Source organism: Mobilicoccus sp., assembly GCF_032060985.1.
Lineage (GTDB): Bacteria > Actinomycetota > Actinomycetes > Actinomycetales > Dermatophilaceae > Mobilicoccus.
Genome location: NZ_DAMBGD010000004.1, coordinates 38053 through 54132, shown reverse-complemented (window position 1 = coordinate 54132; position 16080 = coordinate 38053). Strand labels below are relative to the sequence as shown.

The 16080-nt window shown below is 73.0% G+C and carries 14 protein-coding genes; 4 read left to right on the top strand and 10 right to left on the bottom strand.

What is annotated here, in order from left to right; genetic code table 11:
- Positions 1 to 56: 56 nt before the first annotated feature.
- Positions 57 to 3920 (bottom strand): type VII secretion protein EccCa, encoded by a 3864-nt coding sequence (eccCa, locus tag RT054_RS04755; protein ID WP_313022342.1) that lies wholly within the window; start codon positions 3918 to 3920, stop codon positions 57 to 59.
- Between the two features lie 123 nt (positions 3921 to 4043).
- Between eccCa and RT054_RS04750 the strand changes: the two genes are divergently transcribed.
- Complete coding sequence (locus tag RT054_RS04750) at positions 4044 to 5393, top strand: hypothetical protein (RefSeq protein ID WP_313022341.1); 1350 nt, start codon at positions 4044 to 4046, stop codon at positions 5391 to 5393.
- Between the two features lie 581 nt (positions 5394 to 5974).
- Here the strand turns inward: RT054_RS04750 and RT054_RS04745 are convergent.
- Complete coding sequence (locus RT054_RS04745) at positions 5975 to 6262, bottom strand: WXG100 family type VII secretion target (RefSeq protein ID WP_312720242.1); 288 nt, start codon at positions 6260 to 6262, stop codon at positions 5975 to 5977.
- A gap of 10 nt (positions 6263 to 6272) precedes the next feature.
- Entirely contained in the window at positions 6273 to 6608 is a 336-nt protein-coding gene (locus RT054_RS04740; RefSeq protein WP_312720244.1) for a WXG100 family type VII secretion target, read from the bottom strand.
- Positions 6609 to 6959: 351 nt separating this feature from the next.
- Between RT054_RS04740 and RT054_RS04735 the strand changes: the two genes are divergently transcribed.
- Positions 6960 to 7505: a hypothetical protein gene (locus RT054_RS04735; protein ID WP_313022340.1), complete on the top strand. Its 546-nt coding sequence runs from the start codon at positions 6960 to 6962 to the stop codon at positions 7503 to 7505.
- Between the two features lie 105 nt (positions 7506 to 7610).
- Here the strand turns inward: RT054_RS04735 and RT054_RS04730 are convergent, their stop codons facing one another.
- Positions 7611 to 7877 carry a hypothetical protein gene (locus RT054_RS04730; protein WP_312720248.1) on the bottom strand — a complete coding sequence of 89 codons (267 nt, stop codon included), beginning with the start codon at positions 7875 to 7877 and terminating at the stop codon, positions 7611 to 7613.
- A gap of 461 nt (positions 7878 to 8338) precedes the next feature.
- Here RT054_RS04730 and RT054_RS04725 point away from each other — a divergent pair, with 461 nt between their 5' ends.
- Positions 8339 to 8848, top strand: a complete 510-nt coding sequence (locus RT054_RS04725; protein WP_312720250.1) for a DUF3145 domain-containing protein — start codon at positions 8339 to 8341, stop codon at positions 8846 to 8848.
- Positions 8849 to 9205: 357 nt separating this feature from the next.
- On the opposite strand, the gene RT054_RS04720 is transcribed toward RT054_RS04725, so the two are convergent.
- The 5 genes from RT054_RS04720 to RT054_RS04700 form a co-directional block, all read right to left on the bottom strand.
- Positions 9206 to 10453 (bottom strand): beta-ketoacyl-[acyl-carrier-protein] synthase family protein, encoded by a 1248-nt coding sequence (locus RT054_RS04720; protein ID WP_312720252.1) that lies wholly within the window; start codon positions 10451 to 10453, stop codon positions 9206 to 9208.
- A 111-nt stretch (positions 10454 to 10564) separates the two neighbouring features.
- The gene (locus RT054_RS04715; RefSeq protein ID WP_312720254.1) at positions 10565 to 10816 is read right to left on the bottom strand and encodes an acyl carrier protein; all 252 of its coding nucleotides are present in this window, start codon (positions 10814 to 10816) and stop codon (positions 10565 to 10567) included.
- A 160-nt stretch (positions 10817 to 10976) separates the two neighbouring features.
- Positions 10977 to 12023 carry a beta-ketoacyl-ACP synthase III gene (locus tag RT054_RS04710; RefSeq protein ID WP_312720257.1) on the bottom strand — a complete coding sequence of 349 codons (1047 nt, stop codon included), beginning with the start codon at positions 12021 to 12023 and terminating at the stop codon, positions 10977 to 10979.
- Positions 12020 to 13009: an ACP S-malonyltransferase gene (locus RT054_RS04705; RefSeq protein ID WP_313022339.1), complete on the bottom strand. Its 990-nt coding sequence runs from the start codon at positions 13007 to 13009 to the stop codon at positions 12020 to 12022. Before RT054_RS04705 ends, RT054_RS04710 begins: the two co-directional genes overlap by 4 nt.
- Positions 13010 to 13208: 199 nt before the next feature.
- Positions 13209 to 14396 (bottom strand): helix-turn-helix domain-containing protein, encoded by a 1188-nt coding sequence (locus RT054_RS04700; protein ID WP_313022338.1) that lies wholly within the window; start codon positions 14394 to 14396, stop codon positions 13209 to 13211.
- A 366-nt stretch (positions 14397 to 14762) separates the two neighbouring features.
- On the opposite strand from RT054_RS04700, the gene RT054_RS04695 reads away from it, so the two are divergent.
- Entirely contained in the window at positions 14763 to 15788 is a 1026-nt protein-coding gene (locus tag RT054_RS04695; RefSeq protein ID WP_313022337.1) for a glycerophosphodiester phosphodiesterase, read from the top strand.
- A gap of 75 nt (positions 15789 to 15863) precedes the next feature.
- Here RT054_RS04695 and RT054_RS04690 read toward each other — a convergent pair whose 3' ends face one another.
- The gene (locus RT054_RS04690) at positions 15864 to 16076 is read right to left on the bottom strand and encodes a hypothetical protein (RefSeq protein ID WP_313022336.1); all 213 of its coding nucleotides are present in this window, start codon (positions 16074 to 16076) and stop codon (positions 15864 to 15866) included.
- Positions 16077 to 16080: the final 4 nt, after the last annotated feature.

The following is a 16080-nucleotide window of genomic DNA, read 5'->3' as shown; positions in this document are numbered from 1 at the left end:
GCGGCGGGACGGATCGGTCCGTGGTGAGGGGTGTGCTCATGGCGGTCTCCGAGCGATCAGGGGCGGGCGAGGTGGCAGAGAGTGGGTGCGCGGCCGCGGCGGGCGAGGACGGCGCGGCCCGGGGGCAGAGGACGCATGGGAGCGCCGGGCCAGAGCGGGCCCTCCTCGGGGTCACCGGAGAGGAGCAGCCCTGGGCAGCCGAGTTCCTTGAGACGACCCAGCACCGGGTCGTACAGGGCGCGCGCGGCGCCCCCGCTGTGTCTGGCGACGAGGAGGGCGAACCCGAGATCGTCGCCGGCTGCGAGGTAGGGCCCGAGGGGGGCGAGGGGATCGAGACCCCCACCGAGGAGGTCGGCGTCGTCGACGACGAGGACGATCCGGGTGCGCGTCCGCGGTGGCCGATCCGCCCCTGCCGCGGGAGACGACGGGGACGGCTCGCCGGCGCGGGCCCGCAGCTCCTCCGCCAGCGACAGGACGACACCGCCGGCCTCGTGCCCGCCGGATGCGTAGGCGGCGAGGCGCCCGCTCGGCACCGCGTCGATGAGGGTGCGGCGGGGGTCGAGCAGGGCCACGACCGTGTCGGGCTCGGCGAGGCACTGGCTGAGGATCGCGCGGAGCACCGATGTGCGCCCGGAGCGCCGATCACCGAGGACGAGCAGGTGAGGGCCGTCGGCGCCGAGACCGACCGGGGCGAGGTCGTCCTCCTCCACGCCGATCCACCAGCGGGTACCCGCCTCGTGCTCGCCTCCCGGCGCCGGGGTGGTGCCGCTGGTCTCGTCGGGCTCGGCGGCGTCTCCGGTCCCGACCGTGGGGCGGCGACAGGATGCCTCCGCGACCGCGAGGAGTTCGGTGAGACGCAGATCGGTGGGGAGCATGGGCACCGGCCGCGCCCGTTCGACCGACCGTTCGGCGAGATCCCGGTAGGCCCGCCGCTCACCCTCGACACCTCCGGCGGACACCGCCGCGACCTGCGCGATGCGATCCGTCGCGACGAGGGCCCGGCCCGGGACGTCCCGGGGCAGGTGCTCCGCGAGACGACGGTCGACGACGGAGTCGAGCGGGTCGGCCAGGCGGAGTTCGATGCGTGAGTGGAGGACGGTCTGGACCGGAGGACGCAGGTCGTGCCAGCGAGAGGCCGTGAGAGCGACATGGACCCCGACATCGGCGCCGCGGGTGAGGATCGCGAGCACCTGCTCGTGCAGGTCCTCCCGCGTTCGCAGGGTGGAGTACCCGTCGACCAGCAGCAACACCTCGGGGCTGCCCACGGCACGGTGGGCCGCACGACGGTCGATCTCGCGCAGGGTCTCGCGGAGGACGCGGCGGAGGAGCTCCTCGTCCCGTCGGCCGGCGATCGATCCCGTATGGGGCAACTCCTCGAGCGCGCGCAGGGCATCCCCGTCGAGGTCGACCCCGTGGACCACGAGGTCGGACACCGGGTGTCCGACGGCGAGGGCGTAGGCCAGCGTCCGCAACGCCGACGAGCGGCCACTGTCGGGTCCACCGAGGATCGCGACGTGGCATGCGCCCCGGGCGAGGTCGAGATCGAGCGGCGCCGTGCGTTGTTCCGAGGGCAGGTCCACCAGGCCCACCCGGGCGACGAGGCGACCGGGCTCGGGATACCGGCGATGGAGCTCGTCGACGTCGAGAAGCGCCGGCAGTGGCGGAAGCCAGACCGGCCGGGTGCGCGGGGCGGCGCCGGTCATGCGGGCGACGGCGGCGTGAAGGACGGTGACGACGGGCTCCCGCTCTCCTTCGCCCGCGGCCGGGTCGTGGCCCGGCTCGGCGGTCCCGCCTCGTGCCGCCAACGACGTGACGGCCTCCGGCAGCCAGTCGACGACCTCGACGGGCGACGGGGCGCGCCGGACTCCCGGCTGCGGGGCCGAGACGTAGGCGGCCTCGAAGCGCCGCATCGACCCGGTGCGCAGAAACCCCTGACCAGGCGCGGAGGGGAGCTCGGCGGCGGCGCTCGACCCGATCACGGCGCGAGATTCCTCTGCGGTGAACGTGCGCAGGGCGATGCGGTAGGAGAGGAACGCCTCGAGTCCGCGCAGACGTCCGTCGTCGAGGCGTTGCGAGGCGAGGAGTTGGTGGACGCCGATCGACCGGCCGATGCGCCCGATGGTGGTGAAGAGGTCGTGGATGTCGGGTACCGCGGCGAGCAGCTCGGCGAACTCGTCGATGACGACGAGCAGGTGGGGAAGGGGTGTCTCGCAGCCCGATCGGCCTGCAGCCCGGGCGGCGCGGTAGGCGTAGACGTCGAGAAGGTGTCCCGCGTCGTGCAGCACCTGCTGCCGGCGCCGGATCTCGCCGAGGAGCGCGCTGTGCATCCGGTCGACGAGGCCGAGATCGTCGCCGAGGTTGGTGACGAGCCCCGCGACGTGTGGCAGCTCCTCCAGGCCGGAGAAGGTGGCGCCGCCCTTGTAGTCGACGAGGATCAGGGCGAGGTCGTCGGGGTGGTGGGTGCCGGTGAGCCCGAGCACGAGGCTGCGCAACAGTTCGGACTTGCCCGACCCCGTGGCGCCGACCAGCACCCCGTGCGGACCCGATCCACCGTCTCCGGACTCCTTGAGGTCCAGGCGGGCTTCCCGACCCTCGTCGTCGCGGCCGAGGACGACGGTGAGCAGGTCGTGCTCCGCTCGGGGGCGACGCCACGCCGCCTCCGGATCGAACTGCCCGAGGTCGTCGACGCCGAGGACCCTGACCCCGGGGAACGGGCCGGTCGGCTCCCCGTCGTGGTGCCCGGTGTCGTTGCGGGAGGCGATCGCCCTCGCCGTCGTCTCGGCGAGGCCGGCGTGGACCAGGTCGGGCACCCCGTGCATGACCGTGGCGCCCCGGTGGACCAGGAACCCACGGCCGCCGTGGCCGAGGATGACCTCGGTCGTCGCGGGGTCGACCTCGAGGCGGGCCGCCTCGTCGTCGTCGAGGAGCGCGTGGACCACCCACGGACCGGTGTCGGGCGAGTGGGCCGGGGTGGGGGCGCCCGGGACCGATGGGCGCGTCGTCGATGGTGCGGTGTGGTGGGACGAGCCCGCGCCGTGCTGCTCGACCACGACGAGGTGCCGACCGCCGTTCGCCGGGCGGGCTCCCACATCGGCGAGCCGGGGCGGAGCGGAGTGGGCCGCCACGGTGTGGAGCCGCAGGCGGGCGTCGTCACCGGCGAGGTGCGGCAGCCACCGCGCCCAGGCATACGCCTCCGGGGCGGGGGTGAGCACCGTGATCGCCAGACGCTCGGGCCCGACCGCGCAGGCCGACTGGAGCAACAACGCCCGCACCACCCCCCGGACGTCCTCGGCCGGCCCGCGGAGGACGACGTCGCCGTCGGACGGATCGAGGAGGAGCGGAGCGCCCGGCAACACCCGATGGGCATGGGTGAGCGAGGCCATGGCGCGGGAGACGACGGGGTCGGTGTCGCCCTCGGGGAGGTCGACGCGGACCGGGTGGGGCGCCGTGCCCCGCCCGATCCGGAATCCCCAGGCGTCGTCGTCCGCCAGGCCGCGCCGCCGGACCTGACCGCCGAGGACTCTCGCGAGCAGCGCCACCGGGTCGGGGTGGACGTCGTCGTCGTGGTCCCGCTGCCGTCGTGAGTCCTCGCGCAGCATCGCGCGGACGTCGTCGAGGTGGAGTAGGTACTTCTCCCGCGCGAGAGTGAACCGGCGGCGGGCTCCCGAACGGGTCGAGACGTACATGCCCACCGCGCCCCCGACGGTGACGACGAGCATGACGAGCCCCGCCACCAGCAGGAGCGGGTGACCCCCCGCGATCATGAACAGGACCATGCCCACCCCGCCGAGTGCCGGCAGGGCCACCTGCACGAGGCCGCCCGCTGCGGTCGTGTCCACCGGCGCCGGGGGGCGGTCGAGCACGACGACACGTACCGGCACCCCCGGACGGGCATGCGGTGGGGCGGGAACGCGGGACACGTGGCCTCCTGACGGTCGGGATCGCTCGGTCGTCCCCACCTTCGATTCCGCGACGCCCGGCGTGGGCACCACGTCGGCCGAGCCTGGGGATACGCTCGCGTCCCCTCCCACGAAGGCCATGAGATGACTGCCTCGATCCGCCGGGTCGTCCGGTTCACCGTCCTGCTCCCCGACGGCCAGGTCGACGTCGCCGTCGCGGACGACGCCGTCGGCGCCGAGGTCGTCCGCGTCGCCCGGGCCGCCCGCGGGCCCGCGTCGCCCTCGGGACGTGCGGGCTGGGACGGGCTGCGTGACGGCGACGTCCACGGCTGGCTGCTCGTGCACCCGACCCGCGGGCCACTGCCGCTCGAGACCCCCCTGCGGGAGGCGTCGCCCGACGGCGGGCCCGGTGACGGCGCCGTGCTCTCGCTCGTCCCACGAGGACCCTCCGAGACCGCCCCGCCCGTCGACGACGTCGCCGAGCACGTGGTCGCGACGACGCACCGTCCCACCGGGGGCGTGCGGCCGACGCTCACCGGTCTGCTCTCCCTGGCAGTCCCGGGCGTCGCCGTCGCGGTCCAGTGGGCCTCGGGGCGAGACGTGCGAGACGCGGCGCTCGCCACCCTGCTCGTCGCGCTCGGGCTCGTTCTCGTCGCCCGTCGTCGGGCCGACGGACTCGTTCTGGGCACGTCCGCCGTCGTCGTCATGGCCCTGGCCGCGGCCGTCACCGCGTCGCCGAACGACCCGGTCGTCGTGCTGTGTGCCGGCGCGATCGCCACCGCCGTCGGGGCCGCGCTCCTCGCGGCGTTGGACGACCGGATGCGGAGCTGCCTCGTCGCGGCGACGGCGACGAGTGCGCTCAGCGGGCTGGTCGCCGCCGTGGGACTTCTCGGGCCCGGGGCCGAAGCGGCCGCCGCCGGGGCCTGCGCGACCCTGCTGCTCGTCGGGTCGGCCACCCGCCTCTCGCTCACCAGCTCCGGCCTCGCCCGCGTGGACGACCGGGTGGCGCGCGGCGAGCACGTCATCCCGGCCACCGTCGACGCCGCGCTCGACCGAGCCTCCCACGATCTCACCGCGCTGACCTGGGTCGCCGGCCTCTCGACGGTGGCCCTCGCCGTGCCGCTCACGTCGGCAGGCTGGTGGGGGAGCGGCGTCGCCCTCGTGCTCGCGCTGGTCGTCGCGACGCATGCCCGTTCGCTGCGTCGAGCCCGCCATGTCATGCCTCTCCTGCTCGGGGGCGCCGTCTGCGCCGTCTCGGTCGTGATGTGGGCGGCGGCACAGCGGGCGCCCGGCACCGTGGTCGCTCTCGGCGTCGCGTTGGCCGCCCTCGTCGCCGTCGCCGGGTCCGGCCCGGGAACGGTGCACCCCGTCACCGCGAGTCGCCTTCGGCGCACGGCGGACCTCGCCTGCCGGGTGGGAACCCTCGTGATGCCGTTGCTCGTCGTCGGGGTGTTCGACCTCTATCGGGTGGTGTGGGCCTGGTCGGGATCCTGAGCGGGTCCGTCGGGGAGGTCCCCGGACGTGGCGTCGGGTGACGATCCCCGTGGTCGTCCCGAAGATCCCCGGGGTCATCCCGACGAGGCCGTCGAAGGCGCCCGTGACATCCATGGACCGTAGGGAGTCGCAGGCGCCGCCGGTGTGGCGTCGCCCTGCGGGGGGACCTCCGCAGGCGCGGGCGTCGTGGCTCCCGTCGGACCGGACCCTTCCGGAGCCGGAACCGGATTCGCGCCGGACTTCGAGGCGGGTGCCGACTGCCCGGCTCCACCGGCGGAGGCCGAAGGGAGGTGGCGGTGCACCGCCGAGGCCACGCCGGTTCCGAGGAGGGCCACGAGCACGAGGGCGACGCCCGCGGCCGCCGTTCGCCAGGTGGGGCCGGCCCAGGGCGTCGTCGCCGCGCGGTCGAGGGCGCTGCACAGCCGGACCCGGCGGATGCGGTGTTCCTCGACGACCTCCGGATCCGCGAGTGCGACGGCGCCGAGCGTATCGCCGAGGGCGTGCGCGGTGACGAACCGTTCGACGCCCGGCGCCGTACCGGGCGTCGAACGGGCAGGGAGCCTGGCGTTCATGCCCGTCTCTCATCCGGAGAGCGTCGACCGGACCCGGCGTCGCATGGTCTCGACGGCCTGCGTGTTCGCGTCGAGGGCCTGGGTGATGCGGACGAGGATGTCGTGGACCTCGCGGGCCGCGCCGTCCCAGCGGCGTTGGATGTCCTGGTACAGCAGTCGTTCGTCGCCCTCCCAGCCGGCGCAGACACCCGCGACGGAGGAGGACAGGTCCTGCAGCGTCTGCTCCAGGTGCGCGGCGGTGGCCCTCAGTCCCGCCTCGGCCTGCGCGGCGGCGGCGGAGTCGTAGCTGACGATCATGGTGAGCCCCTCAGCCTCGGAACGATCCGGCGGACCAGTCGACGGAGTGCCCGACCTGTCTCAGGGCCTGCGCCTGGTCGGCCTCCCCCGTGTCGTAGACCGTGGCCGAGGTGGCGATGCGGGTACGGATGTCCTCGAGTGCCCGGTTGAGTTCGGTGCCGGCGTTCTGCCAGCGCGCCTGCACCTCGCTGAACGAGGCGAAGGAGGCGCCCTTCCAGACGCCGGGCAGGGTGGCGAGGGAATCGCCGAACCTCTGCAGCGCCGCGTTCATCGCGCGGTGGGTCGTGTCGAGGTTCGCCGCGTGTCGTGCGACCGCTCCGTCGGCGACGGAGTAACGACTGCTCATGGTCATGGGGTCCTCCGGAAAGGGTGGTGGGACCCTTCGACGCTAGGAACCCCCGGAGGTGCGGAGCATCGCTCGTCCCCCGGCTGTGGACGATCCCGGAGTCCGCCTCGGGGTTGGGGACGGGCGGGACACCCGACGCCCTCGCGCCGTTCGGTGCCCCCTGGCCGTTCCCCTGCCCGCGGGCGGATGAGGACGGTCGACTCGGTCGATTGTTCGAGTGCGCACGGCAGCACCTGCGATGACCGCAATGTGAGACGCGGTCCTTTGGGGACGCAAAGTCTCAGTCATCGTCCTTTCAAACGGGCCGAGATCGTCCGTCGGGCGTCGCCGCATCCGGCAGTGTGTGCGTCCATGAGCCGTTTTCCCCTGAACGGTCTCGCCCGCCCGATAGCGACCGCCGCCTTCACGGCTGCTCTCGTCGCGACGTCCGCCGGCCTGACCGCACCCTCCGCCGCCGCCAAGCCCCTGTCGTCCGTCGAGCGGTTCGCCGCCGAGGTCGAGGCCCATCGAGATGACGCCGTCGGCTGTCGCCTCACCGAGACCCCGGGCAGCCGGGGTCTCAAGCAGTGGCCCTCGGCCATCCGCTCCCGCGTCGCCGCGCAGTACGGCGTCACGAACATCGGTGGTTACCGGCCCGGCTACGGCCGGAGTGATCACCACAGCGGGCAGGCCATCGACGTGATGATCCGCGGCGAGTCCGGCACTCGGATCGCGGACTGGTTCCGCGCCAACGCCCGTGACCTCAACGTCAAGTACGTCATCTGGCAGCAGGGGTACTGGCACCCCGGGATGACCGACTATCGCCCGATGAAGGATCGCGGAAGTGAGACCGCCAACCACTGGGACCACGTCCACGTGTCCTTCCACCGCGGTTCCGGGACCTGCCCCGCCCTCTGACTCATCACCTCGGCTTCACCGGAACGGCCGACGACCCGGCATCCCCCATGGGTGCCGGGTCGTCGGCCGTGTCGGCGCCGTGAGGCATCGGGGACGGGCTCGTCCTCAGGCGTCGGCGAGCGTGAGCCCGATCGTCGAGAGCAACTCGTAGGGCGGGATCTTCGTGCCGCCGGAGGCGATCGCGAGGAGGGCCGAGGCGAGGCTCGCCATCGCCGAGGTGAGGATGAGCGGGTCCTGCTCCTCCATCTCGTCGCGGAGCACGTCGACGTACTCGTTGACCGTGCAGCCCCCGTCCATGCTCTGCAGGCGCGCCGTGAGAATGGCCATCGCGCTCTGCATCCCCGGCGCCGGCGTCGTCACGTTCTCGTTCATCGGTGGTTCCCTCCCCGTTCGGGCACTCCGTCATCCCCATGCGGTCGCGGTCGGTTCGCGCAGCCCGTCGAGATGACAGTGAAGCGCACGTCTTGATCGAGTGTCCAGCAAGGGTCGGGGCGATGGGATGCAACAGGACATCCGACCTGGTCGGACGTCCGGGAACGGTGTTTCCGACGGATGGGGAGTCCCCCGGGACTTGAGGGAATCTTGACCCCGGGTGGGCTTGGTCGTGGCGCGGCCCTGGGGCACAATGAAACGACATCGATGGGATTTCCCGCCGATGCCTCACGAGCAATCGAGAACGCGTACCACCGACACGCACCACCACATCGTCCGGCCGTGAGGCCGGCGCCATAGTTCGGCGTCCATCGGGCCCCGCGGTCCGGCGACGCACTGCTCGTCCGAGTCCTGCCATCGAGGTCGTTGGGGAAGACGTCCCTCACACGCAGGAGGTCCGGATGTCTGTCGCGCCGTCGACGTTGATGACCACCGGGATGGTGTTCGTTCACTCATCCCCGGTGGCGCTGTGCCCACACATCGGGTGGGCACTCGAAACCGTGCTGGGTCAACCCATCCGTCTGGATTGGCAGCCCCAGCCGCTCGGTCGTTCTCTCATGCGCACCCAGTTCGCCTGGGGCGGTGAGGCGGGCACCGGTGCCCGTCTGGCCAGTGCCATGCGCGGGTGGGAGACCGTGCGCTTCGAGGTGACCGAGGATGCGAGTCCCGGGTGCGACGGGTCGCGCTGGTGCCATACCCCGAGCCTCGGGATCCACCACACGTGGCTGGCCGCCAACGGTGACGCCGTCGTCAACGAGGACCGCCTCCGCGCCGTCCTGCGTTCCGCCGACGGTCCCGCCCTGCGCGAGGAGATCGACCGCGCCCTCGGCACGGCCTGGGACGCCGAGCTCGACCCGTTCCGGCATGCCGGCGACGGCGCCCCCACGCGCTGGCTGTACCGCGTGAGCTGATCGCTCCGCACGGCGGAGCATCGGGCGTCCCTCCTGCGTGGGCGCCCACCTCGGGCCACGTCGAGGATCTGCGGACCGACCCATGGGGATGGGGCCGGTCCAGGTCCTCACGCCGCGAGGTCGCGACGGCCGGGCGTTCGGCGATCCACGGCGATCGGCACCCGGTGACGCGCGGTCGTCGGCGAACTCGGTACGGCGATGAGGCCGTTCGGGACCCTCGGGGGATCCCGAACGGCCTCGTCGTGTTCGGTGGGTGTGGGTCGGCGCGACCGCCTCCGGCGGGGCGATCTCCACCGGCGGCGCGATCTCCACCGGCGGCGCGATCTCCCCCGGCAGCGAAACCGCCGTGTCGCGCGTTCAGGCGCTGCGGAAGGCGAGGGCGACGTTGCAGCCCCCGAAACCGAAGCTGTTGTCGAGGGCGACGATGTCACCCTCCGGGAGGGGCCGGGGGGCGCCGGCCACGACGTCGAGGTCGATGGCCGGGTCCTTCTCGTCGAGGTTGATCTGCGCGGGCGCGACACGCTCGGTGAGCGCCTTGACGGTGAAGACGGCCTCGAGGGCCCCGGCGGCGCCGAGGAGGTGGCCGGTCATCGACTTGGTCGCGCTCACCGCGAGCTGGTCGATGCGGTCGCCGAACGCGGCGTGGATCGCCTTGCACTCCGCGATGTCACCGACGGGGGTGGAGGTCGCGTGGGCGTTGATGTGGACGACCTCGCGGGGGTCGATGTCGCCGATCTCCATGGCCTGACGCATCGCCGCCGAGGCGCCGAGTCCCTCGGGCTCGGGCGCCGCGGCGTGGTAGGCGTCGTTGGTGAGCCCCGCGGAGACGAGTTCGGCGTAGATCCGGGCACCGCGTGCCTTGGCGTGCTCCTCGGTCTCGAGGACGAGCATCGCGGCGCCCTCGGCGATGAGGAACCCGTCGCGGTCGACGTCGTAGGGACGGGAGGCGCGCTGCGGTTCGTCGTTGCGGGTGGAGAGTGCCTGCATCGCCGCGAACCCGCCGATGGGCAGCGGGTGGACGGCGGCTTCGGTGCCACCGGCGACGACCATGTCGGCGCGTCCCTCGCGCAGGGTGCGGATCGCGCTGCCGATGCCCTCGGCGCCGGAGGCGCAGGCGCTCACGGGTGTGTGGCCTCCGCCGCGGGCCTTGAGGTCCATCGCGACGGCGCCGGTGGGGGAGTTGACGAGCAACATCGGCACCGACGTCGGCATGACGCGGCGCGGTCCACGGGTGCGCAACGCCTCCCAGGCGGTGATGAGGGTGTCGATGCCGCCGATCCCGGAGCCGATGGCGACGGCGAGGCGCTCGGGCTCGATCTCGGGGGCACCCGCATCGGCCCACGCCTCGCGCGCGGCGATGAGCGCGTATTGGGCGCAGGGGTCTTGACGACGCACCTCGACGCGGGGGAGGACGTCTGCCGACGGCACCGCGAGGGTGGCGCCGATCGAGACCGGCAGCGAGAACTCGGTCACCCAGTCGGCGTCGAGCGTGCGGGCGCCGGACGTGCCGGACAGCAGCGCGTCCCACGTCGAGGGCACGTCGCCGCCGAGGGGGGTCGTCGCGCCGAGGCCGGTGACGACGATGCGTGCACGGGTGGTGGACATGGTGGGTTCCTCCTGCGGAGACGTGCGGGATGCGGAGACGTGCGATGCCGGGGGCGCGACGCGGTGCGCCGCCGGGTCGGGTGGGCCCCGACCCGGCGGCGACGGGGTGCGTCAGGCCGCGACCTGGGCGTTCTTGACGTAGTCGACCGCGTCCCCGACGGTGCGGAGGTCCTTGACGGCCTCGTCGGGGATCTTGATGCCGAACTTGTCCTCGGCCTCGACGACGATCTGCATCATTGAGAGCGAGTCGATGTCGAGGTCCTCCTGGAAGGACTTGTCGCGCTCGACGGCGTCGGCGTCGATGCCCGTCTCGGCGTTGATGATCTCGGCGAGGCCGGCGAGGATCTCCTGGTCGGAAGCCATGGTGTTCTCCTTCGTGTCGATCTGTCGGTGGTGCGGGTGGTGGGTCGGTCGTGCGGTGTCGTACGTGTGGACCCGACGTACGGCGGGAGTCAGAGGGCCCGGGCAGCGCCTCGGGAGGCAGCAGGTCCCCGGTCGCGGTGAACGGCGTGAGGCGTGGTCGTCACGGGACGCGCACCACCTGACCGGCCCACGCGAGCCCGGCGCCGAAGCCGAGGAGCAGGGCGAGGTCGCCGCTCTTCGCCCGGCCCTCGCGGCGGAGCCGGGCGAGGGCGAGGGGCACGGAGGCGGCCGAGGTGTTGGCCATGTCGACGAGGTCGTCACGGGCGACGATCACGTGCTCGGGAAGGTGCATCCGCTTGACCATCGCATCGATGATCCGGACGTTGGCCTGGTGAGGGACGAAGACGTCGAGGTCCTCGGCGGCGATCCCCGCGGTGCGGAGGACCTCGCCGGCGACGGTGGCGACGTGTGTCACCGCCCACCGGAACACTGCGGGTCCCTCCATGCCGATCGAGGGGAACGGGGCGAGCTCCGAGGGGAGTTCGCCGGTGTCGCGCATCCCCTCCCAGTCGTGACGGACCGCGGTCCAGTCCCGGGTCTGGGCGATCTGCATCGCGCCCGCGCCGTCGGCGCCGAGGAGCGAGGCCGAGATTCCGGGGGTGTCCGACGGCCCGACGACCGCCGCGGCGGCGCCGTCGCCGAAGATGAATGCGGTGGTGCGGTCGTGGGGGTCGCGGAAGTCGGAGAACTTCTCGGTGCCGATGACGAGGACGTGGGTCGCGGACCCGGCGCGGATGGCGTCGTCGGCGACCGCGAGGCCGTAGCAGAACCCCGCGCAGGCGGCGCCGACGTCGTACGCGGCGGCGCCGGTGGCTCCGATCTCGTGCGCGACCATCGGCGCGGCGGCAGGCGTCTGCCAGGGATGGGTGATCGTCGCGACGAGCACGAGGTCGATCTCGGTCGGGGCGAGTCCGGCGTCGGCGAGCGCGGCGCGCGCGGCCTGCGCCGACATCGTCACGACCGTCTCCTCGGCGGAGGCGAGACGGCGGGCGGCGATGCCGGAGCGCTCCTGGATCCACTCGTCGGTGCTGTCGATCGCCTCGACGATCTCGCTGTTGGGGACGACGTGGGCCGGGCGGAAGTCACCGAGCCCGAGGATGGCGGTGAACTCGTGTCCGTGTCGCTGGGCGAGGCGGACCTCGCTCACGGCTGCCCGTTCCGGGCGCCCGCGCTCACCGACACCGGTGGCGCGTCGCCGGCGTGCTCACGGACGAACGCCCGCGCCTCGTCGAGGGAGTCCGGTCCGGCGAGGGCGCAGAGACCCACGCCCTTGAGTCCCCGCTTGGCGAGGCCGACGAGGGTGCCGGAGGGAACGATCTCGAGTACGCCGGTGACGCCGAGGGCGGCGAACCGCTCCATGCACAGGTCCCACCGAACGGGGTTGCGCACCTGGTCGACGAGGCGCTGGACGAGCTGCCGACCGGAGGTGACGGGCTCACCGTCGCGGTTGGAGACGATCGGCACCGCCGGGTCGGCGACATGGGTGGTGCGGGCGGCCGCGGCGAGGGCGTCGACCGCGGGGGCCATGTACCGGGTGTGGAAGGCCCCGGCGACCGACAGGGGGATCACCCGCGCCCGGGCGGGGGGCGCCTCACCGAGCGCGGCGAGGGCGTCGAGATCGCCCGCGGCGACGACCTGACCGGCGCCGTTGACGTTCGCGGGCGTCAGACCGTGGCCCTCGATCGCGTCGAGGACCTCCTCGGGGCGGCCGCCGAGGACGGCGCTCATGCCGGTGGGGTGGGCGTTGCTCGCCTCCGCCATCGCGCGGCCGCGGACCCCGACCAGCGACAGCGCGAGGAGGGGCGCGAGGGCTCCGGCGAGGGCGGCGGCCGTCACTTCACCGACGGAGTGGCCCGAGACCGCGGCGGCCGGCGGGGTCGGCAGCTGTTCGCTGCCCCCGTCGGGGTCGAGGAGCGCCGAGTAGCTCAGCAGGCCGCCGGCGACGATGAGGGGTTGGGCCACCGCGGTGTCGCGGATGGTGTCGGCGTCGGAGGTCGTTCCGTGCGCCACGAGGTCGACGCCGGCGGCGTCGGAGTAGGACTCGAGCCGAGACCGGAGGCCGGGCAGCTCGAGCCAGGGAGCGAGGAGGCCGGGGACCTGGGAGCCCTGTCCTGGGCAGACGATGACGAGCACCGGACCAGCCTCTCGGACGAGCGTCCGCCGGTCAGTCTCCGACGCTGACAACTACCAGCCGGTCTTTTGGAGGAATCCTCCAATGCTGGTGTGACGCAACCGGGGCAGGGGCGATCGCGGGTGCGCGGGTCCACGGGGCGGCCACGGTGGGCGTCGCCGCTCTCGGGGCGGCCGGGAGGGGGCCGTGGCGGCGGCGGGGTCAGACGTCGCCGCGGGTCGTGCGTCTGAACCGCTTCTCGGAGGCGGAGAGTCGGCCGAGGGCGATACCGATGGCGAGGATGTGGGCCTCCCGGGGTGAGGTCGGGTCGTACCCGAGGAGGTCGCCCACACGACCGAGGCGATAGCGCACGGTGTTGGCGTGGACGAACAGCGCCCGCGCGGTCGCCTCGAGCACACGACCGCAGGCGAGGTAGGTCTCGACGGTCTCGAGCAGCTCCCCTCCCGCCGCCAGCAACGGGCTGAAGGTGCGCTCGACGAGCTGCGCGCGGGCGGGGCGCTCGCCGAGGAGGACCCTCTCGGGAAGGAGGTAGTCGGCCTCGACGACGCGAGGTGCACCGGGCCAGGCCGGCGCGGCCAGCAGGCCGGACATCGCCGCGCGGGCCGAGCGTCCCGCGGCGAACAACCGGGGGACGACGGGCCCGACGACGACGGTCCCCTCGCCGAAGTGCGGGGCGAGGGCGGCGACGGCATCGGCGACGTCCCGCCCGCCGAGAACCGCGACGAGGGTCCGGCCCTGGACGCCGAGGAGACAGGCGAGGCCCTGGCGCGCGGCGACCCGGCGGACGGCGTCCATCTCGACGTCGACCCGCTCGGGGGTGGGGCCGACGGCGACGAGCACCGGTGCGGTGTCGGCCCAGCCGAGGGCGTTGGCGCGGAGCGCGACGTCCTCGTCGGCGTCGCCGCGCAGGAGGGCGTCGACGACGAGGGACTCCAGCCGCGCATCCCACGCACCCCGCCGCTCGTAGGCGTGGGCGTAGACGTGCGCCGCGGCGAACGCGACCTCGCGCGAGTAGCGCAGGACGGTCTCGGAGAAGGCGGCCTCCTCCCCGGGCGCGGCGATGTCGTCGACCTTGGACTCGACGACCTCGAGGACCCCGCGGATGAGGTCGAGGGTCTGCGACAGCGAGATCGACCGTGTGAGCTCGGTGGGCGCCGCACCGAAGACGACCGACCGCAGCCGGGCGCTCTCGTCGATGCCCTTGCACCACCGCAGGAAGGAGGTGAGACCGGTGTGGGCCACGAGGGACACCCACGAGCGTTCCTGAGCAGGCAACGCCCGGTACCAGGGGAGGGTGGTCTCGAGGTGACCGTTCGCGGCGGTCGTGAGGGCGCCGACCGAGCGCTCCAGGCGCTGGATGGTCTCCTCGCCGCACCTCGGCTCGCACATGGGCGTCACCCTAACCCTCGAGCCCGACCGCCGGATCGCGCCGTCGTCCGCCGTTCCCCGCCCGCCGTCCCCGCACCGTTTCCCTCGCCGCCATCATTCGTCAGGCGCTTGTGAACCCGCTTGTCCCGGAAAGGGTGTGAGATCGCGTTCATGACCCGAATCGGTATCGCCGCTGTCACCGCGGCCATGTCCCTGTCCGTCCCCCTCTCCGCGGGCATGCTCGCCGTTCCCGCCCACGCCACCCCCTCGGACCGCGGCGGCCGAGCGGACGCACGGTCGGCGACGGCGTCCACGTTCGACGGCGCCGAACGCGCCCACGGTCGTCGAGGACACCCAGGACGTGAGGGGCACCGGGCGAGGACCCGGATGCCCACCCCACTCGTCGTCGCGCATCGGGGCGCCTCCGGGTACCGCCCCGAGCACACCATCGGTGCCTACGAGTTGGCCGTGGCGATGGGGGCGGACTACATCGAGCCCGACCTCGTCATGACGAAGGACGGCGTGCTCGTCGACCGTCATGAACCCGAGATCTCGGGCACGACGAACGTCGCGGACCACCCGGAGTTCGCCTCGCGGCGCACGACGAAGAAGCTCGACGGCGTCGACGTCACGGGCTGGTTCACCGAGGACTTCACGCTCGCCGAACTCAAGACCTTGCGCGCCAAGGAGCGGCTGCCGAAGGTGCGTCCTCACAACACCCTCTACGACGGCCGCGAGCAGGTACCGACGTTCGAGGAGGTCCTCACCCTCCGGCGCACCCTCGAGAAGAAGTACCGCCGACCCATCGGGATCATCCCCGAGATCAAGCACTCGACGTACTTCCACGACCAGGGCCTGAACCCGGAGAAGCCGTTCGTCGAGCTCGTCCGCGCCCACGGCCTCAACCGCAGGTCCGCGCCGATGTGGCTGCAGTCCTTCGAGATCACCAACCTCAAGCAGGTCCGCCGCTTGGGGTACAAGGGCAACTCGACCTTCCTCGCCTGGACGGGGGAGGGCCCCCTCGACGGCCCGTACGACCTCGTCTCCAAGGGGGATCCGCGCAGGTACCACGACTGGATGACGCCCACAGGCCTGAAGGAGATCTCACGGTTCGCCGACGGCATCGGCCCGGAGAAGTTCTTCGTCATCCCCAAGAAGCCCGACGGCACGCTCGGCGCCCCGACATCGCTCGTGGGCGACGCCCACCGCGTCGGCCTCAAGGTCGTCCCGTGGACGTTCCGCAACGAGAACCAGTTCATGGCGAAGGACTTCTGGAACGGCACCGACCCGAACGCCTACGGCAAGGCCATCGACGAACAGGTCGCCTATCTGCGTACGGGGATCGACGGGCTGTTCACCGACAACCCCGACACCGGCGTCGTCGCGCGCGAGGAGTTCCGGTCCCGCCCGTAGGACGACTCCGCAGCCCGGCGCCCGCCACCGCCTCGAACCGGAGAGTGCTCCCCTCGGTTCGAGGCTGTGGCGGGTCTAGGGGAGGGTCGGGTCCGCGGTACCGACGGCCCTGGGCCGGCGGCGCATCGTGGCGATGCCCAGGACGGTCGTGGCGACGGCGAGCGCCCACCACCAGCCGGCGGAGGACTCCGGGTCGAACAGCCGAGGAGTGGTGAGGATCAAGCCCGTCGCCACGATGACGAAGCAGACGATCGAGACGAGGAACGCCCTGGTCGGGGTGTCGGTCAAGGTC